Annotated in this window: 14 protein-coding genes; 12 read left to right on the top strand and 2 right to left on the bottom strand. The window is 45.0% G+C overall.

The features are described 5' to 3' along the window. Nucleotides 1–83 precede the first annotated feature (83 nt). Nucleotides 84–1,898, bottom strand: a complete 1,815-nt coding sequence (locus tag NC994_RS07525) for a hypothetical protein (protein WP_190432440.1) — start codon at nt 1,896–1,898, stop codon at nt 84–86. Further along, nucleotides 1,895–3,199, bottom strand: a complete 1,305-nt coding sequence (locus NC994_RS07520) for a hypothetical protein (protein ID WP_190430946.1) — start codon at nt 3,197–3,199, stop codon at nt 1,895–1,897. The genes NC994_RS07525 and NC994_RS07520 overlap by 4 nt, the downstream gene beginning before the upstream one ends. Nucleotides 3,200–3,810: 611 nt before the next feature. On the opposite strand from NC994_RS07520, the gene NC994_RS07515 reads away from it, so the two are divergent. The 12 genes from NC994_RS07515 to atpD all read left to right on the top strand — a co-directional run bounded on the left by NC994_RS07515 (nt 3,811) and on the right by atpD (nt 19,108). Continuing rightward, nucleotides 3,811–5,136 carry a four-carbon acid sugar kinase family protein gene (locus tag NC994_RS07515; protein ID WP_190432439.1) on the top strand — a complete coding sequence of 442 codons (1,326 nt, stop codon included), beginning with the start codon at nt 3,811–3,813 and terminating at the stop codon, nt 5,134–5,136. A gap of 125 nt (nt 5,137–5,261) precedes the next feature. Continuing rightward, nucleotides 5,262–6,062 carry a septum site-determining protein MinC gene (gene minC, locus NC994_RS07510; protein WP_190432437.1) on the top strand — a complete coding sequence of 267 codons (801 nt, stop codon included), beginning with the start codon at nt 5,262–5,264 and terminating at the stop codon, nt 6,060–6,062. 298 nt (nt 6,063–6,360) lie between these two features. Further along, nucleotides 6,361–7,167 carry a septum site-determining protein MinD gene (minD, locus tag NC994_RS07505; protein WP_190411646.1) on the top strand — a complete coding sequence of 269 codons (807 nt, stop codon included), beginning with the start codon at nt 6,361–6,363 and terminating at the stop codon, nt 7,165–7,167. A gap of 20 nt (nt 7,168–7,187) precedes the next feature. Continuing rightward, the gene (gene minE, locus NC994_RS07500) at nt 7,188–7,472 is read left to right on the top strand and encodes a cell division topological specificity factor MinE (protein ID WP_190432435.1); all 285 of its coding nucleotides are present in this window, start codon (nt 7,188–7,190) and stop codon (nt 7,470–7,472) included. Nucleotides 7,473–8,008: 536 nt separating this feature from the next. Then, nucleotides 8,009–9,580, top strand: coding sequence for a PKD domain-containing protein (locus NC994_RS07495; RefSeq protein WP_190432432.1), 1,572 nt, complete (start codon nt 8,009–8,011; stop codon nt 9,578–9,580). Between the two features lie 694 nt (nt 9,581–10,274). Beyond that, the gene (locus NC994_RS07490) at nt 10,275–10,577 is read left to right on the top strand and encodes a hypothetical protein (protein ID WP_190690037.1); all 303 of its coding nucleotides are present in this window, start codon (nt 10,275–10,277) and stop codon (nt 10,575–10,577) included. 619 nt (nt 10,578–11,196) lie between these two features. Then, the gene (locus NC994_RS07485; RefSeq protein WP_199299433.1) at nt 11,197–11,889 is read left to right on the top strand and encodes a hypothetical protein; all 693 of its coding nucleotides are present in this window, start codon (nt 11,197–11,199) and stop codon (nt 11,887–11,889) included. Nucleotides 11,890–12,556: 667 nt separating this feature from the next. Continuing rightward, nucleotides 12,557–13,375 (top strand): PEP-CTERM sorting domain-containing protein, encoded by an 819-nt coding sequence (locus tag NC994_RS07480; protein ID WP_199299432.1) that lies wholly within the window; start codon nt 12,557–12,559, stop codon nt 13,373–13,375. 496 nt (nt 13,376–13,871) lie between these two features. Continuing rightward, entirely contained in the window at nt 13,872–14,054 is a 183-nt protein-coding gene (locus NC994_RS07475) for a hypothetical protein (RefSeq protein WP_190432427.1), read from the top strand. A 552-nt stretch (nt 14,055–14,606) separates the two neighbouring features. Further along, nucleotides 14,607–15,455: a choice-of-anchor L domain-containing protein gene (locus tag NC994_RS07470; RefSeq protein ID WP_190411652.1), complete on the top strand. Its 849-nt coding sequence runs from the start codon at nt 14,607–14,609 to the stop codon at nt 15,453–15,455. A gap of 942 nt (nt 15,456–16,397) precedes the next feature. Continuing rightward, nucleotides 16,398–17,216 (top strand): choice-of-anchor L domain-containing protein, encoded by an 819-nt coding sequence (locus NC994_RS07465; protein WP_190432425.1) that lies wholly within the window; start codon nt 16,398–16,400, stop codon nt 17,214–17,216. 443 nt (nt 17,217–17,659) lie between these two features. Beyond that, nucleotides 17,660–19,108 (top strand): F0F1 ATP synthase subunit beta, encoded by a 1,449-nt coding sequence (atpD, locus tag NC994_RS07460; protein WP_190411654.1) that lies wholly within the window; start codon nt 17,660–17,662, stop codon nt 19,106–19,108. Nucleotides 19,109–19,140: the final 32 nt, after the last annotated feature.

Below are 19,140 nucleotides of genomic sequence, written 5' to 3'. Positions count from 1 at the left end.
AATCTTTTTTACTGGCGACATTAATGTGTTAAAAGCAACAAATAATTTGTTCGACCCTATCTGGTAATCTAACGCAATCATCCCTATGGTTTACGAAGAATAATCACAGTCTCGTAATAGTCATCAAGTGACCGTGGTCTTGCGTTCCTATTTGCCTTTTTTAATTGAATGTCCAGAAGTTGTTCAACAGAAAAACCCACATGCATTGCCTCTTCAGCTAACAGTTCAGCCGTGGGAACAGTATAAAGTACCTTGCGCGTTGAAAACTCATAGAAGGTATTCTGTTTCCCACTTACTATTGCAGCAAACGCTCCGCTGTTAAGTACACTAAACATTTCTTTAAAAGCCTGTCTCATATCCAGGAAATATTTGGCTGTAGGTTGTGCCTTCACATAGCGTAAAGCATCGGCTGCAAGCCAATCAACGACTTCCCTTTCTTGATTACTAAGTTGTGTTAAATCTATTTTCTGTTCGCTCATCCCACCGACAGCGTTATCTATCAAATCATCAACCATTTCGAGTTCTGCTATCTTGAGAGACCTTAAAGATATTGCTCTAGCTTTTGCGTAGCTTTCTCGGCCACTAGATGCTGGCAAGTATGGAGGAGATGTAATAAGTAAATCGAATGTTCCTAAATCTTCAGGCAAAAATCTAGCATCCCCTATTACTGCCTTAGCTGGAGCAAAATCTATTCCAAGGGTTTCCCGTAACCATTCACCAACGGCTGCGACCTTCACATAACTCTGTAGCGACTTAGTGAATGTTCTACTTAGAGGAGTTTTAGCAAAACTCAACGAAAATCTACCGCTTCCCGTCCCAAGAATCCGCATTTTTACTTTTCGTGCAATAGCATCAGATACAAGCACTTGTAAAAGCTCCTGGAATTGGGGTGCGGCTGTTTCTAAACATGCTCTCAAATGATTTATTTCCGTAGCAATTTCTTTTGCTACAACTGCTGTCATCTTACGATTTTTAAGCAGCCATTCTGGAAATAATTCTTTCTCGCTCAAGAATGTTTTTTGCTGTTGAGGCTTTATTTCAATAGTCTTTGTAATACGCTTGGCTTCCTCATATAGAAGGTCACTAGGATAATATAAAGCTTTAATTTTTGTATTTGAGATAAGAACAGACAGTGGATCTATATCTGTTCCTACGCTCTCAAAACCTAGTGTCGCTGACTCAAGCAATGCTGTTCCACTTCCCACAAAATTATCGATGACTTTCGGATTTTTGCTATCAACAGTATTACTCCCTATATTAAGTAAGGCACGTACCATTCTTGGAAAAAACTTGGCTTTGTAGTAATGAATATCATGTGAAAGAAGAGAAGATGAATTTTTGATTTTAAGCGCATCACTTGCAATTTTATATGAGGTTATTACACTTGAACCGCCAAGCAATTCATCAATTAACAAATCTAAATTTTTTTTTACTTGTTCCGGATTATTAGCCTTTTTTAATGCAGCTTCAGAAAGCTCAAATATTGTAAAGTGTGGCACAGCTTCAATAATGATAAAACCTTCCTTCTCATGTTGCCTAATCACTTTTCCGCAACTCTTTGGAAGCTGAGCCAAGTGAGATTTTGCGCTAGAGATATTATCTGTTAGACAGTAGAAACGTTGAACAAAACTTAATCGCTTAATAAGCTCGGATATTTTTATAATCGGAGCGTAAGCTACAAATCCTTTAGCACCATTGACACGACTAAGCGAATGGAGGTTAGAGATACCCTCTAGTTGAGCTAAGAGAGGTTCTTGCAAAGCTAACTCATCTAGATCAGTAAGTACCTCTATTTTGTTTGATATCAAAGCTTCAATCTCTAAACGGGCAAGCAGAACATCTCCCTCTAGTTCAATATTTTGCTTTAGTTTGAAATAATACTTAGTTAACTGATTCATCTCAAGAACGCTTCCAGGAATTTTTTATAGCTAAAAATTTCTTCAATTTTTTCGTTGTAGAAAATAGCCTCTGTGAAGCATATAATTGCATCATAGAGATTAAAAACAGCATCTTTTCTAAAGCCTCGCATCTCTGTTTCATAAGGTGTATCTTTGAGATGAATTTCATACTTTGGCTTAGTCCAAAGCACATCTTGGATTTCTTCAAGATAGCGAGTGTTTGTATGGTAAGCAAAGAAATTTGCAACAAGAATCGTAGAAATGTTCTTCTCTGGTGCTTTTTCTTTGTAATAAGCTCCTAGCTTTAAAACCTGGTAGGTTCCCTTTTTGATGTCATCCGTGCGATCAATACCAGGCGCATTTTTTGAATCATCAACTCCACCGCCACATCCATATGTAATCCACTTTCGATTGTCTATTCTTCCATTAGAATCCCGTCCTTTTGCCCTATAAACATCTTGAAGCTCACTCCAAGCTTCAATTAGGAAGGCAACATTACGTTTATCACTGACATAATTAATCAACTCCGAGTAAGCCCAGTTGTCTTCAGAACGTGTTCCTAGCCGAATTCTTTTATTTTTATGTGCAATATATAAGCTAATATCTTCTCTTTCAACACGTGAAGTAGCAGGTGAATGATCTCTTAACTGTTGAGTAATGCCGTTCTTAACCTCTGTCATTGGACTAGTCAGTAAGATTTCGAGCGGATAAACAACTAGAGGTGAAGATTTAATTTCTGCAAGAATAAAAATATCATCATCTGAAATTACTAAATCAACATCACCTCGGCGGTCTGTTGATTTTCTAATCTGTGCAGTTGGGCGAGTGTACTCTAAAATTTTACAGAGAAGTAATAGGGTAGCGTTGCCCGCAATCGCACCTATAGAATCTGATCCTGGTTTGTTACTTTTGACTGGTTGTCTTTTACCTTGATGAACGCTGCAACGTGGGCAGGCTTTCAGAAAAGGGAAATATAGGGCTGAACCTTCTGGATATTCGTTACCCCGGCAGTATGTCCAACCTGCATCAGCTAACATACGCTTCGCATATTCTGCTGTTACAAGCAAATCAAAAATAGTAGGGAAAGCAACTTGTGGAGAGTAGTAACTGCCTTCCTTCAGTAACTCCTTATATGAGTTAAGAAATGCATCAACTAGCTCTGAAGAAGCACTCTTCTCAACCAAAATAAGTGTACTAACAAGAGAGTCAAGTTTTGCTTGAATATCCTCATCCGTTAGGGCTTCAAACTCTTTTTCAATATCGTCTTCGTCTCTGGAGTCTTTTGGAAAGTTTGATGTCATAGAGATGAAGCCAAAACGTGAATTTTCCCATAGGCACATAAATCAAGCCACAAGAACATTCCTGAATTTAACTCTTACGACTAATTTTGCTCCAGGAATTATGGTATTACATGGCTGGTTTGTTGTCGAGTAACAAATTATTTGTCGTTTTAGCAAATTCTTGCCTTTGAGTGTTGACAGAACCAAAGTACCCTCGTTGTGGCTAGATTTAAAGAGCTAAAGCCAAGACAATTTGTTGCAACGTAGAGCCATTTTCACCTCATGAAATTAGATCAAAACCTTTGTATTCAAAGCTTTCAGAATCTTTTCTACTGACGAGACTAATGTGTTAGGAGCAACAAATCATTTGTTACTCGACACCAAGCATGGTAAGCCTTATGGGGTTGCAGATTGGCGTCAGCGTACAGGAAGAGATGAGAAAATACAGAATCAACCTTAAAACCAATAGACCCGGCGAATAGAATTCGCGGCTACACAAACAAAGTCCGCCTGCGCGGACTCAACCAATTAGATGGAAAACCTGCCCTAAACTCTACTCAAGGGGAAACGATGGCAGGTTTAGTCTGTATAGCTGCGATCGCTTTCTCGCTAGGAGTCGCTAGAGATTTAGCATGACAACCAAACCAAAAATTATTGTCCTTGATGATGACCCTACTGGTTCTCAGACGGTTCACGGCTGCTTGCTGCTGACGCGCTGGGATGTAGATACCTTGCGGTTGGGGTTGGCGGACGAGTCACCGATTTTCTTTGTACTGACGAATACGAGGGCGCTGACTCCAGAAGAAGCGGCAAAGGTTACTAGAGAAGCTTGTCACAACTTGAAGCAAGCCATTACCCAATCAAACATCCATGATTTTCTAATTGTCAGTCGTTCTGACTCCACTCTGCGCGGACATTACCCAGTCGAAACGGATGTAATTGCCGAAGAATTGGGTTCCTTTGATGCTCATTTCCTGGTTCCTGCCTTCTTCGAGGGGGGACGAGTGACCCGCGATAGCGTACATTATTTGATAATTGATGGCGTTCCTACACCCGTTCATGAAACTGAGTTTGCCCGCGATTCAGTCTTTGGCTACCACCATAGTTATTTGCCTGATTATGTGGAAGAAAAGACAAAGGGTAGAATTCCAGCTAACGAAGTAGAACGCTTTTTACTTGCAGATATTCGGGCTGGAAGTTTGGAACGGCTGATGAACCTCAGTGGCAATCGGTGCGGCGTCGTAGATGGGGAAATTCAAGCAGATTTAAACCGCTTTGCAGAAGATATTCTAGCAGCAGCCAGTCAGGGAAAACGCTTCCTATTTCGCAGTGCTGCCAGTATCTTAACCGCCTTGGCTGCTTTGCCTCCGCAACCTGTAGCCGCAGAAGATATGGCGCAATATGTGCGGGAAGGCAAACCGGGCGCAGTGATTGTCGGTTCTCATGTCAAAAAGACGACACAACAGCTAGAACAACTGCTAAAAGAACCAGGTACGGTTGGCATTGGAGTAGAGATTGAACGTTTACTTGATGATTCTGTCACTGCGTTAGAAAGTCTCCTCAATGAAACACTGGAAAAAGTTCACGCAGCGTACAATTCGGGGAAAACACCTGTAGTTTACACTAGCCGCAAAGAACTTACTTTTAAGGATGTGCAAACGCGGTTACTGTTTGGGGAAGATGTTTCCGCTTTATTGATGGATATCGTACAGGGTTTACCTGCAAATATTGGGTTTCTCATCAGCAAAGGCGGCATTACTTCTAATGATGTGTTGAGTACAGGTTTGGCATTAACTTCAGCGCGGTTACTCGGTCAAATTTTGGCCGGATGTTCGATGGTACGGACTCCAGAGAATCATCCCCAATTTCCGAATTTGCCCGTGGTATTGTTTCCCGGCAACGTGGGGGATGCCGATGGGTTAGCCACGGTTTATCGGCGTCTGAGCCAGCATCGTTAGTCATCAGGAAGGTTGAAGGTTGAGGGATAAGAAGTTCTCCTGTTGCCCTCTTGTCTCCTTGCCCTGATGCCGCTTGCCTATATCATGGATAATTAGTCAATCCACCCAGGTCAGGCTTTTCGTCCATGACTTCTGATTCGTCCGTTCCGATAGCTGTTTCAGTTGTTCCCGAAAATACAGGGGAAGTAAATTGCCACGAACAAGTCCGCATCAAAAGCGACCAGAGGTGGCTGACATTAATTTTGCCCCCGGAAGCGGAGACACCCACCACGGCTAGCTGGTCTGACCTTTGGCAACAGCTGAAGCAGCGCCTCAATGCCGGTGAACGCTTCTGGCAGCCGAATACAGAGGTGCATTTGGTGGCAAAAGATCGCTTATTAGATGGACGCCAGCTGCAAGCGATCGCAGATGCCCTTGCCGAAGATCGGTTGCAACTCAAGCGTGTCTACACCAGTCGCCGTCAAACTGCTGTTGCGGCAGCAGCAGCCGGTTACTCGGTGGAACAGGCACCTCCGGTTTCCCCCCTCAATCAACCGCCTTCGCCGCCAACGACTGTATTAGCTGAACCCCTATATGTGCAAACGACCGTGCGTTCGGGAGTGGAAATTCGTCATCCCGGTACTGTCATTATCCTGGGAGAAGTGAATCCGGGCGGCAGCATCATCGCATCGGGCGATATCTTAGTGTGGGGACGTCTGCGCGGGATTGCTCATGCTGGTGCCGAGGGCAATCAAGAGTGTTTAATTATGGCGCTACAGATGGAACCCACCCAACTGCGAATCGCTGATTATCTGGCGAGGGCACCGGAAAATCCACCCGCTCAATTTTATCCGGAAGTTGCCTACGTAACGCCGGAAGGAATTCGGATCGCAAGAACAACTGAGTTTTCTAAAACTCAGTCTTTATCGATGGGGGTTGGACGTTAAAGAGGCAATCTAGGGCGAGTGATAAGTTCTGTAGGGGTTGTAAGGGCGATGTCTACTTGGTGCCTGCCCTCAGTTTGGCGCTAGTTTTAAGTTAAGGCGTTATTATTTTTGAGGAGTAAGTATATACTGAACTCAAAACAAAAAAACTCAAAAATAATTGATTGACCTAATTTAAAACGCCAAAATCAAAACTCTCTCAAGGGCGAATTTAATAGGCATAGCTGTGGGAGAATAGACAATTCGATTAAACTCGCCCCTATACATTCACGCACTAAAACGAAGCTAAGAACTTTTCAACATGAGTCGCATTATTGTGATTTCCTCCGGCAAAGGAGGGGTGGGGAAAACCACCGTAACGGCAAATTTAGGTATGGCTTTAGCTAGGGCGGGGCGTCAAGTTGCTCTAGTCGATGCAGATTTTGGCTTGAGAAATTTGGATTTGCTGCTGGGGCTGGAAAATCGGATTGTCTACACGGCGGTTGAAGTCTTGGCAGGCGAATGTCGGTTAGATCAAGCGTTGGTGAAAGATAAGCGGCAACCGGGATTGGTATTATTACCCGCTGCCCAAACCCGAACCAAGGAGTCAATCAGCCCAGATCAGATGAAACAGCTGGTTAATGAATTAGCTGCGAAGTACGAATATGTCTTGATTGACTCTCCGGCGGGGATTGAGATGGGCTTCAAGAATGCGATCGCTGCCGCCCAGGAAGCCTTGATTGTGACAACGCCAGAAATTGCCGCGGTGCGGGATGCTGACCGGGTTGTCGGCTTACTAGAAGCCCAAAACATTAAGCGTGCCCACCTGATCGTCAACCGCATTCGACCGGCAATGGTGCAAGCCAATGACATGATGTCGGTAGAAGATGTGCAGGAACTTCTCGCCATTCCTTTAATTGGTGTGATTCCTGACGATGAGCGGGTCATTGTCTCCACCAATCGGGGCGAACCTCTGGTACTGGCTGAAAATCCCACCCTACCGGGAACGGCATTTTTCAACATTGCCCGCCGCCTAGAAGGGGAGCCAATTGAGTTTCTGAATTTGGATGCTGGGAATGACAACTTCTTTTCTCGCATCCGAAAATTATTGTGGTCTAAGATTATCTAACCTTCACATCTGCCCGATCCATGATTAGCGAACTTTTAGAACGACTTTTTCCTCGCATTAGTGCTGACAACAGCCGCGCGGAAGTCAAGCGCCGCCTGCAATTGGTCATTGCCCACGATCGAGCTGATTTAACACCAGAGATGGTGGAGTCAATGCGGAAGGAAATCCTGGAAGTCGTCTCTCGCTATGTCGAAATCGAGGCAGAGGGGTTGGAGTTTTCTCTAGAAAGTAACCAACGGGCAACGGCATTGATTGCCAATTTGCCCATCCGGCGGGTCAAAGCAGATGCGGATGGGGATACATAATAGCGATCGCATTGAGCGCATTGAGCGCATTCAGGAGCGATCGCGTACAGCCCTTTGGGCATGAAAACAGCGAAGCGAGGCGTTAGCCTCGCGCTGAAAGAGTCAGTTCGCTACTCTGCATAGGAACTTCCTGACATCTGCCGGAGGGCGGCACTCATCCTATTAAAGCCTTCACCAAGTTTTTAATCCTATTTTTATTTCTTGAAACCAAAATAAATCGGCTTCTTTCTCAGGCTTTTATGCTCTCCTGTCTCCTAAGAGCGAACTAAGTTTTCATGCAAACTTAGGGCGAATTGGTCTAATTTGTCATCTAACTTAATCCTCTCTCTAAAGCCAAACTTAAACGGATTGGCTGTTTTTACTGCTGTGGGTGGATAGGAAATTTATGGGTTGCCTTTAACAATAAAAAGAGAATCACTCCAGCATTTAAAACTCTTTTTCCACAAAAAAAGAGCTTTTCAGGAGTCGGTTGATTAGGGCATCGAGAAAACCCGTTGCAGCATAAAAATATCTACTTTTGAGGATGAGCCGGTTCAATGACTACCTCTTTGTGGAAACATCTATCAGCCGGTGTCGCGACCACCTGTATCGCTTTGGGAACAGCCGCACCCTCCCTAGCAACCACTCTCTCCGGTTATGCAACGACCGGAAACATGATGAGTGGGATGCAGATTACAGTTGGTTTCCTGGATGGAACTTCCCAAACGGCAACTTGGGGGGTCACAGATTCTATTTCGGGAGGAGCATTTGGGAGTGGCTGGTCTCTCACCCAAGCGGGTAATACATACGGTTACGATCCAGCCTATGGTGCATACGGCTGGAGATTGACCCACTCCGGCGTCAGCCCCATTGCCTCGCTGCTAATCAATGCAATTCCTGGAAATGCCGTTTTTGATACTTATCCTTATTTAGATGGCCCCCAGAATACGCCTGGGTCAGCAGAGGGTTGGGAGTTCCAGGTACTATCAGGGCAATCTCCCTCTGCCTATGCCTACTCAGTTCCGATTGACATTTCAAGAGGCGACTTATTTGGGACACTGTCGATGTCCTGGAACGGCGGATTTAACGGGACAATGCGATTTATCGCCGATACGGATAGCGGCACTACAGCCGATCCAGTGAAGCCCTTAGAACCACCATCACCGCCACCACCGCCCCCACCGCCCCCACCGCCACCACCGCCCCCACCGCCACCACCTCCACCGCCACCTCCAAACATCGCGCCGGTTCTAAGTTTCGACAATTACACAATTTATGAGGGTCAATCGGTATCGCCGATACTGTATGCGACCGATCCCGATCCCGACTCGATCGCCTTCTTGCTAAATGGGAATGTCGTTGGTAGCGATCCAAATACTTCAGGAGTCCGTGCATTGTCCGTACCCTTAGGGACTTATGCAGATGAGGGAAGTTTTGCCTTAACGGCGCAAGCACAGGATAGTCGAGGTGAGAATAGTGTGCCCGTCACTCGAACGCTGACGGTTCTGAATGTTGCCCCCACCATCACTAGCCTGACCCCAAATTTAACCATTAAAGAAGGCGATCGCTTTAATTTTGATGGCACCGCAACCGATCCGGGGATCTATGATGTTCTCACCTACAATTGGGACTTAGATAACAACGGTCTGTTTGATAACTTCACTGGACCCAACGGGCAATCTTCCTTTGCCGATGAAGGTTTCAACCCGATCGGGCTGCAAGTCTCAGATGGCGATGGCGGGTATGCTAACGGTGGTTTTAACGTGACGGTTGAGAACGTTGCCCCCACCATTACCAGCATCACTTCGGCGCTTACGGTTTTAGAAAACCAGAAGTTTGATTTTGCTGCTACCGCAACCGATCCGGGCATCCTGGATCTGCTCAGCTTTGATTGGGACATCAATAATGATGGCCTTTTTGACGACTTCACCGGCGCGGCGGGGCAGTGGGCTTTTAGCAATAGCGGGACTTATACCGTTGGCTTGAGAGTCTCTGATGGCGATGGTGGGTTTGCATTCAGTTCTTTTGATGTGACGGTTGAACACGTCCCCGAACCTTCGAGTGCGATCGCTCTATTGGCGTTTGGTGCTGTTGGTGCGGGTGCTATCCGCAAGCGCAAACATCCCTAAAAAATTAGCTTCTTTATTAGGCAGGTTGGCACAGCCCAACCTGCTGATTTCTCATATCTAGATAAAAATTTTGTCAAAAAGCGATATGCTCCTAGCATCCGCTTCGCTACGCATCTGAACGGCTCCAACCCAATTTGGATACAGCAAACTTAACACCCTCAACCACCGTGAGCGAAAGGGAAAGGGAAGCAGGACCCCTTTAGATTGGGGTGGAGTCTTCCTAAAGGTGCGTAGCGAAGCGAATGCTAGGAGCATATTGCTTCTCCCCAATTTATAAACGGGAAATTCCATATAAGTTTATGTAGGACTAAAAAAGGGAAAAATTTCAGTTACAAATCGTACAGTAGCTTTTCAAATGGCTAGGTAGCAACCATGTGGGAAAGTCATATATTTGGTGCGACCCTTGTATGGTTTGAATCTCTGAAACTGCCTATCAAGCGGCATTTCCAAATCAATAATCCCAAATCTAAAGTTCAAAATGGGATGACGTGGAATCCACAGGTTTAGGAAGTGTCTGGAGAACCAGATTCTGCATTCAGGGGATGGGTGATTAGTGCTAATAATCACAATGAAATGCTGAAGCGAAAATGGGAACAGAAAGCTACGGATAAACATCCTTAACTAACTGCAAGGAAAAATTAGCAATTGCCGGATCTTCCTTGGAAGGCATCGCAATTGTTACCAGAGATGAGAGGTGTATTGGGCAATACTATTTGCTACTTCACGTTACATCCAACACCCTAGCTGCAAAGCAGCTACTTTGCAGTTAGCCTATGCCGCGATGATTTGGCTGCTCTCCCGAAACCTCTTTTTCAAAGGAGAAAATTGCGTCAAAGCCTATTATTTAAGGGGGGGTGGGGGATATCCAATAACGACTTTGCGTAGTTTATGGCGGATTGGGGAGTATCTGCACGGCGCGAGCCGAAAAAGCGCCAAATCAGCGCCAAATCAGCGTTCTGCATCCCTAAAACCCGATGCGATCGCCTCTAGAAAGTGAAGTTGCAGGGCGATCGCGCTGAAAGGCTATTAAACTCCTATTCTCAATAGCGATCCTTTATTAAAAATTCATGAACCCTTCGTATAAATTTTTACAAACTAGCATCAACCGAGTCATATAAATTCAGTCTGAGGGCTGATTTCGGCTGCCGATTTTGATTCAAATTAGCGATTTCAATATATTGTTTCAATAAAGATTATCGAAAGGTACTGGTAATCTATTCAAAAAATATGCCAGACTTTGCACAGAAATATGTACAACAAAATTTTGATTTTTAAAAGTATACAAAGACACAAGGAGATTTGTAGGTTTTATTGAAACAACAGTGATATTGGCACGTCAGAGAATATACAGTTATCAACATTTAACTGTATAGGCACGAAGTTGTAAAAAGTTATATCCAGAGCGGCTTTGACGAACGGTTGACACAAAACCTTCAAAATTCTTCTGTAGCGATTGATTCTATCTGAGAGTAACCGAAATCCTCATTAGTCATCCTTGCCGGTGCTTGGGCTTGCGATCGCCACGAAATCCTCAAGATTCCCTCAATCCGAACGGGCAACCTATACAGTCAATATTCACTTTTTTAGAAAAAAGTTTTATGAGTGCCTTGAGTTTTATGAAAAAACTATCTATGACTGCTGCTGGAGTAGCCTGTTTCTCCGTGGGAGGGATGTGCGCGAATGCACCCCCCCTCAAAGCGGCAATTCTCGCAGTGGATGATTCAGCGTCATGGGCAACAGGGTCAAATGCCCTATCTAAGCTGGGTTTCAATATGGTTCAGGTAGAAAATAGTTCCCTACCAGAGTTTTCGATTCTCTCGACTCTCTCGTCGCCGTTGGGCAATTTGACCTTCAGCCCCCAGGTTCAGAAAATAAATATTAATTCCGGTTGGACAACCTGGAGTCATGGCTACACCGGGGAGGTATATTTTAGCGGCTGGAATGTCTTAACCACGACGATTACATTGCCTGCTGGTATTAGTGCATTTGATTTATATGTAGAGCCAAACCTCTTTGGCTTATTCGACATCGCAGTAACGGGTATGAATGGTACCTCGACCACCCTGTTGCAGAAAGTCAGTGGTTTGTCAGGTGCTAAGTATTTTGGGTTCTACGCCACTGAGGGAGATTTCCTTTCCACCATCAAAATTACTGATCTCTCAAACGGTGCTGCTCATGGATTTGGCATGGCTGAGTTCCGTCTGGCATCCCGTACAGTTGCTACTGTTCCTGAATCCTCTTTTGGATTGGGTCTGTTAGCGTTTGGTGCGTTAGGTTCCATTTCGTGGCTATTGCGGAAACAACAGTAAAACAAAGTTTAGGAAAACAGGCCCAAGTGAATCTAAAACCAATATTGAGAACTGCTGTGTCTTCCATCCGGAGGCACGGCAGTTTTTTTGAGAAGGGATGTTGAATTCGAGTGTCTCTACCAGAGCGATCGCTTCTTGTGCGTGTATGAACTAGGTGCGAACTGACTCTTTCAGCGCAACGCTCTCGCGTACACTATCTTCAGTAACTTGCGCTCTCCAACACAAAACCCTTTCTAAGCTTCACACAGCCTCAGCATCTTTTTCTACGTTTTAGTACAGCTAAAAACCTTATGCAGTCTGCCAAGCTTGCATATTTGCGCTGGTATTCAGTCAAAGTTTATCTATCTAAAGATATATATTTCTGGTGAAGATTCGGGAAAAGCACTGTAGTTGTTAGGAAAGGTGTGCCAGACTATTTCTAGATGAAGGCAGGGTTCTGGCGATCGCGCTTCGGGATACTACCATCACTATCCACGACTCAATTGAAAGCGATCGCCAGTTGGCGAGACGAATTCATAAGCAGGGCATTCTAAGAATTTCTATCGATCTATAAGAGCTTTCGCAATCGCACTTTGGGGTATTCATCGCATTACCCTTCAGATTTCATGCGATCGCACTGGCTGGGTATTCAGACCGCAACATTCACCTTTTTGGAGTCAAAAGTTTAATGGCTATTTCTACCCTGGTTAAGAAATTTATTCCTCATGCTGTCATAGTAGCAACCGCAGCCCTCGCAGCAATCGCCGCGGTTGCTCCAGCCCAAGCTTTAACCTTCTACTCGGATCGTGCCGCCTTCAATGCTGGATCAAAAAATCTCCAGAATATTGACTTTGAAGGTTTGTACACAGGCGATACCTGGGGGTGGGGATCGGGGACATACCACGAAAGCATTACGGAGAAAGGTGTCCAGTTCACAGGTTCTTACAAGTCTGTTTACGGGGATTCCAGCTACTATGGCTCCTACTATACCTTGGGTTCAGGTGATGCACTATTTAGCGGTGGCTATACCTCCTCGGAGTCATACTCATACGGTGACTATTCCTACTCCTATTCTTATAGCAACCTCCTCAACATTCTTCTCCCCTCTGATACGACAGCGATCGCATTCGATTTCAAAAACTTAGGGTGGGGTTCTGCCTTTAAGATGAGTATCGATGACCAAATATTTGATTTCAATCCCTCAATTAATTTTGTTGGATTCACATCTGATACGGCAATCAGTTCAATCAAGTTGCTGGGAACTCCCTACGACTACTCCTACAACTACTCCTACGACTATGACATCAACTACGACGGCGTGATTGACAGCAACGACACCTACTCCTACTCCCAAACTGGCTTCAATTCCAGCGTAAGTCTCGATAACTTCACTTTCGGGCAAGCGGCTACGTCAGTCCCCGAACCGGCTTCAGTCCTAGGTTTGCTAGCAGTGGGCGCTTTAGGCGCAACTTCACAGATCAAGCGCAAACAGCAAGGCAAAGCTTAAGATAACAGCCAATCCGTCTCGCGCCAGTTTAACTGCATGACTGCCATGCCTTCTATAAAGAAGGCATGGCAGTTTTTTTGCGGAATGATTTAGGCGAGGTTTTCTCTAGATGCGAACTGACTCTTTCAGCGCTAGGCTAACGCCTCGCTTCGCTGTTTTCATGCCCAAAGGGCTGTACGCTATCGCGCTGGTGAATGAGCAGATTGCAGTGCGTATTGCTTAAGATGCCCAGAATGCGATCGCCCGAAGATAAAGCGAATGTATTCCGGACAAATTCCTGGCAATCGTCGAAACAAGCAAAAAGCACTAAAAACTTAATCCGGCTGGGATGGCAAAGATAGTTTAGGTGGTTGAGTGCCTATCTTAGGCATAAGAGTACGACGTTTAACCCAAAACCCAATTTTGACTGCTAGCTAGCTGTGTCTTTTAGGAAGCACAGCTTTTTTTATGGCTACTCACTTGCTCTTGATGCCGTCATCTCATTACTGATTCAACGATGAGGGCGATCTCCGCTGCTGGCAGGAACCCAAAGGTGATACGGCATTGTCTCTCGGTTGAGTATACAAGAGAGCGATCGCTCAGAATTCACTTGCCTCACATAAAGGTGCGAACTGACAAGTCAGCGCTTCGCTATCGTGTCCTGCCTAAGAATGCCTTACAAGCGATCGCCCAACGATGAAGCAAAGTCTTGCAGGCACATTGTGGACAATAAAAACTTGTTACTACGTAATCCTATTTAAGTAAATTTACGTAGCTGTCAACTTAGAGCTTCATAGAATCTTCATTTATTTTTGAGCAGCAAATTACTATTAAAGCTTTATTGGATAAGAAATTCCGCAACTATTCTTCCTTTATAACTTATTTTATTATTATAAACTTTCTGTAAAGCTACGGATAAATCTTGATGAATAAACACTATACCTGGAAAGAGTTTCACGACTTGATGACTGATAAGTAGAAACAACATTAAAACCTAAGTAATTTCTACAAATCGTTTTTTTCTAACTTTACAGGATTCACTTATTGACATTTTGAGTTAAATATACACCTGTATAAGGGCTGAAGAATTATCAAAATTAATGCTAGCCCTTCCGAAATACGCATACTTTTACCTGTATTCAAAGTAAGCCTAAGAAACGAACTTTCTAAGTAGTTACAGCTTCTGTTTATAAAAAAGCTGCGAACACCTAGGCATTTTCACTGCCAGCATCTATCTTGTATGAGACCGACTATGAATCTTTTTGCTAAAATCTCTGCTTCAGCCGCTATTGGTGTTACTGCTGCCCTGACGATGTTTGGGAATTCAGCAATGGCGTTCACAGTAACTCCAAACAACAATACGAATGCTTTGCTGCAAGCCTTGTTGGGCGACACGACTGGATTGAGTAACTTTTCTGTCAATGCCACAGGCAATGCTACTGCTTTTGGTCTTTTCAGTGACGACCCCTTCGGTTTGAAAGATGGCATCATCTTGAGTACCGGGAATGTCACCAATGTAGTGGGTCCTAATAATGCTCCAGGCAATGGTACAAGTTTCGGAACACCAGGTGATACGGAGGGTTCCTTTGATTTGGCTCAGCTCGATATTAGCTTTGACGCTGACGCTACCGTAGATAAGCTGTTCTTCGAGTATGTCTTCGGCTCGGAAGAGTTCCTAGAGTACGCTGGTACCGGGTACAATGACTCTTTTGAACTGTTGCTTAATGGTGTCAACCTAGCTAAGTTGACCGATGGCAAAACCGTCACGATTAACAACCTTGTTCCCAATCTCAACAGCCCTTATCACGCCGACTACATTGACAATCCAGAAGGGAGTCCTGGCACTGAGTTAGATGGCTACACCAAAACCTTGGCTTTCGAGGGTTTGCTGAACAAAAATGCCAAGAACACTCTCAGCATCAGGATTAAGGATGTAACTGATAGTCAATTAGATTCGGCTGTATTCATCAAAGGGAAGTCTGTGGGAGTCGTAGAGCCTCCGAAGGATGTTCCTGAACCCAGCTTGATGCTTGGTTTGCTGAGTGTTGGTGGTATGACCTTGATCAGCCGTCGCAACAAGCAAAAAGCACTAAAAGCTTAATCCGGCAGGATGGCAAAGATAGTTTAGGTGGTTTGCCTATCTTAGGCGCAAGAGTCTGATCTTGGACTCAGAACGCATAATTTTGACAAAGCTGTGTCTTTACAGAAGGCACAGCGATTTTTTTTATGGCTACTAACTTGCTCTTGCTGCTGTGATCTCGTTACTGATTCAACGATGAGGGCAATCTCCGCTGCTGGCAGAAACCCAAAGGTGAGACGGCATTCTCTCTCGATTGAGTATACAAGAGAGCGATCGCTCTGAATTCACTTGCCTCACATAAAGGTGCGAACTGACAAGTCAGCGCTTCGCTATCGCGTCTTGCTCATCCACTAGCGCGATCATAGTGCGTCTTGCCTAAGAAGGCCTTACAAGCGATCGCCCGACGATGAAGCCAAGCTCTTGCAGGCAGATTGCAGCCAATAAAAACCTGTTCTACGTAATACTTCTTAAGTAAATTTACGTACTTGTCAACTTAGAGCTTCATAGAATCTTCATTTATTTTTCAGCAGCAAATTACTATTAAAGCTTTATTGGATAAGAAATTCCGCAACTATTCTTCCCTTGTAAGTTATTTTATAATTGTAAGTTTTCTGTAAAGCTGCGGATAAACATTGATGAGCAGACACCTTACCTGGAGAGGCTTTCATGCCTTGATAGCTGGTAAGCAAAAACAACATTAAAGCCTAAGTAATTTCTACAGTTCGTCTTTCTCCAACTTTATAAGATTCACTTATTGACATTTTGGGTCGAATATACATTTGTATAAGTGCTGAAGAATTATCAAAATTAATCAGTAGCTTTTACGAAATACGCATACTTGTACCTGTAGTAAAAGTAAGCCTAAGGAACAAACTTTCTAAGTAGTTACAGCTTCTGTTTATAAAAAAGCTGCGAACGCCTGGGTATTTTCACTGTCAGCATCTATCTTGTATGAGACGAACCATGAATCTTATTAGTAAAATCTCTGCTTCAGCCGCTATTGGTGTTACTGCTGCCCTGACGATGTTTGGGAATTCAGCAATGGCATTCACAGTAACTCCAAACAACAATACGAATGCTTTGCTGAATGCTCTGTTGGGCGATACGACTGGATTGAGTAACTTTTCGGTCAATGCCACAGGCAATGCTGATGCTTTTGGTCTTTTCAGTGACGACCCCTTCGGTTTGAAAGATGGCATCGTCTTGAGTACCGGGAATGTCACCGATGTAGTGGGTCCTAATGATTCTGAAGGTACTTCAGGTTCTGGAACGTTGGCTCAGCTCGATATTAGCTTTGATGCAGGCGCTTCAGTAGAGAAGCTGTTCTTCCAATATGTCTTCGGCTCGGAAGAGTTCGTAGAGTGGGGTGGTTCTGCATACAACGACTCTTTTGAACTGTTGCTCAATGGCGTCAACCTAGCGAAGTTGACCGATGGCAAAACCGTCACGATTAACAACCTTGTTCCCAATGCGGCTGGTCCTTATCATGCCGACTACATTAACAATCCCCTAGGGAGTCTTGGTACTGAGTTAGATGGTTACACCAAAACCTTGACGTTTGAAGGTTTGCTCAACAAAAACGCCAAGAACACTCTTAGCATCAAGATTAAGGATGTAGGAGATACTTCATTCGATTCCGCTGTGTTCATTAAAGGTAAGTCTGTGGGAGTCGTAGCGCCTCCGAAGGATGTTCCGGAACCCAGCTTAATGCTCGGCTTGCTGAGTGTCGGTGGTATGACTTTGATGAGCCGTCGCCACAAGCAAAAAGCACTAAAAGCTTAATTTGGCTGGGATGGCAAAGATAGTTTAGGTGGTTTGCCTATCTCAGGCACAAGAGTAAGACCTTAGATCCGAAGCATAATTTTTGATAGTGCTGTGTCTTTCAGGAGGCACAGCCATTTTTTTATGGCTACTAACTGGCTCTTGGTGCCGTCATCTGGTTACTGATTCAACAATTAGAGCAATCTCCGCCACTAGCAGAAACCCAAAGATGATAAGGCACTGTCTCGATTCAGGACATAAAAGAGCAAACTGACTTTTTCTGCGCTAGGCTAACGCCTCGCTTCGCATGAGCGCGATCGCATCCTATATTCCTATATGGGGATCAACTCAAGCCGCCAGACAGATTCGGCATCCTTTCAGTGGTACTCTGGAAAATGGCATTGCTAAATGTTAAGACTGTTTTCCCGTATCTATACAGATAGATTCACAACATAGGCACAAGCATGGTAGCCACCACAGACAAGACAAACGTAGGGCGTATTACCCAAATCATCGGTCCCGTTATCGATGCGGAGTTTCCCAGCGGCAAAATGCCGCAGATTTACAATGCCTTAAAAGTTGAAGGCAAAAACGAAGCCGGACAGGACGTGTCCGTAACCTGCGAAGTGCAGCAACTTTTGGGTGACAACCAAGTGCGTGCTGTTTCCATGAGTTCCACCGATGGTTTGGTGCGCGGCATGGAAGTAGTAGACACCGGCGCTGCCATTACCGTACCCGTTGGCCCTGCCACTCTGGGTCGGATTTTCAACGTTCTTGGCGAACCCGTAGACAATAAAGGGCCAGTCAATACTGAAGAAACCTTCCCCATCCACCGTCCGGCTCCCAAGTTCACTGACTTGGAAACGAAGCCATCGGTGTTTGAAACCGGAATCAAGGTGTTAGACCTGCTGGCTCCTTATCGCCGTGGTGGCAAGATTGGTTTATTCGGCGGTGCTGGTGTTGGTAAAACCGTCATTATGATGGAACTGATCAACAACATCGCGATCAATCACGGTGGTGTGTCTGTGTTCGGCGGTGTGGGAGAGCGTACCCGCGAGGGAAATGACCTCTATAACGAAATGAAAGAATCTGGGGTTATCAAAGAAGATAACCTCAGCGAATCGAAAATCGCCCTGGTCTACGGTCAGATGAACGAGCCACCCGGAGCGAGAATGCGCGTAGGCTTAGCCGCACTGACAATGGCTGAGTATTTCCGCGATGTCAGTAAGCAAGACGTGCTGCTGTTTATCGACAACATCTTCCGGTTTGTGCAAGCGGGTTCGGAAGTATCAGCGCTACTGGGACGGATGCCTTCTGCTGTGGGATATCAGCCGACTCTGGCAACAGATATGGGCGACCTGCAAGAGCGAATCACCTCCACCACCGAAGGTTCGATTACCTCAATTCAGGCCGTCTACGTACCAGCCGACGACTTGACCGACCCCGCGCCAGCAACCACCTTTGCTCACTTGGACGGAACCACTGTGTTGTCTCGTGGCTTAGCAGCGAAGGGAATTTATCCCGCTGTTGACCCGCTAGATTCCACTTCCACCATGTTGCAACCCAGTGTTGTTGGTGAGGAACACTACGCGATTGCTCGTGAAGTTCAGGCAACGCTACAGCGCTACAAAGAGCTGCAAGACATCATCGCCATTCTGGGTCTGGATGAATTGTCTGAAGATGACCGCTTAACGGTGGCTCGTGCGCGTAAGATTGAGCGTTTCTTGTCTCAGCCGTTCTTCGTGGCAGAAGTCTTCACCGGATCTCCAGGGAAATACGTGAATCTGCAAGAAACAATCAACGGTTTCAAGAAGATTCTGTCTGGAGAGCTGGATTCATTGCCAGAGCAGGCTTTCTACATGGTCGGCAATATTGAGGAAGCGATCGCTAAAGCTGAAAAAATCAAAAGCTAGTCCATAGGCATTTGCCATTAGTCATTAGCCTT

The organism is Trichocoleus sp. AS-A1 (assembly GCF_039962015.1).
GTDB lineage: Bacteria > Cyanobacteriota > Cyanobacteriia > Cyanobacteriales > FACHB-T130 > FACHB-T130.
This window is presented reverse-complemented; position numbering and strand designations above follow the sequence as displayed.

Excerpts from the sequence above, each read along its gene's own strand:
- minD (WP_190411646.1), top strand. The coding sequence starts at position 6,361 with ATGAGTCGCATTATTGTGATTTCCTCCGGCAAAGGAGGGGTGGGGAAA.
- NC994_RS07480 (WP_199299432.1), top strand. The coding sequence starts at position 12,557 with ATGGCTATTTCTACCCTGGTTAAGAAATTTATTCCTCATGCTGTCATA.
- atpD (WP_190411654.1), top strand. The coding sequence starts at position 17,660 with ATGGTAGCCACCACAGACAAGACAAACGTAGGGCGTATTACCCAAATC.
- NC994_RS07520 (WP_190430946.1), bottom strand. The coding sequence starts at position 3,199 with ATGACATCAAACTTTCCAAAAGACTCCAGAGACGAAGACGATATTGAA.
- NC994_RS07465 (WP_190432425.1), top strand. The coding sequence starts at position 16,398 with ATGAATCTTATTAGTAAAATCTCTGCTTCAGCCGCTATTGGTGTTACT.
- NC994_RS07485 (WP_199299433.1), top strand. The coding sequence starts at position 11,197 with ATGAAAAAACTATCTATGACTGCTGCTGGAGTAGCCTGTTTCTCCGTG.
- NC994_RS07470 (WP_190411652.1), top strand. The coding sequence starts at position 14,607 with ATGAATCTTTTTGCTAAAATCTCTGCTTCAGCCGCTATTGGTGTTACT.
- NC994_RS07475 (WP_190432427.1), top strand. The coding sequence starts at position 13,872 with ATGAGGGCGATCTCCGCTGCTGGCAGGAACCCAAAGGTGATACGGCAT.
- NC994_RS07525 (WP_190432440.1), bottom strand. The coding sequence starts at position 1,898 with ATGAATCAGTTAACTAAGTATTATTTCAAACTAAAGCAAAATATTGAA.
- NC994_RS07495 (WP_190432432.1), top strand. The coding sequence starts at position 8,009 with ATGACTACCTCTTTGTGGAAACATCTATCAGCCGGTGTCGCGACCACC.
- minE (WP_190432435.1), top strand. The coding sequence starts at position 7,188 with ATGATTAGCGAACTTTTAGAACGACTTTTTCCTCGCATTAGTGCTGAC.
- minC (WP_190432437.1), top strand. The coding sequence starts at position 5,262 with ATGACTTCTGATTCGTCCGTTCCGATAGCTGTTTCAGTTGTTCCCGAA.
- NC994_RS07515 (WP_190432439.1), top strand. The coding sequence starts at position 3,811 with ATGACAACCAAACCAAAAATTATTGTCCTTGATGATGACCCTACTGGT.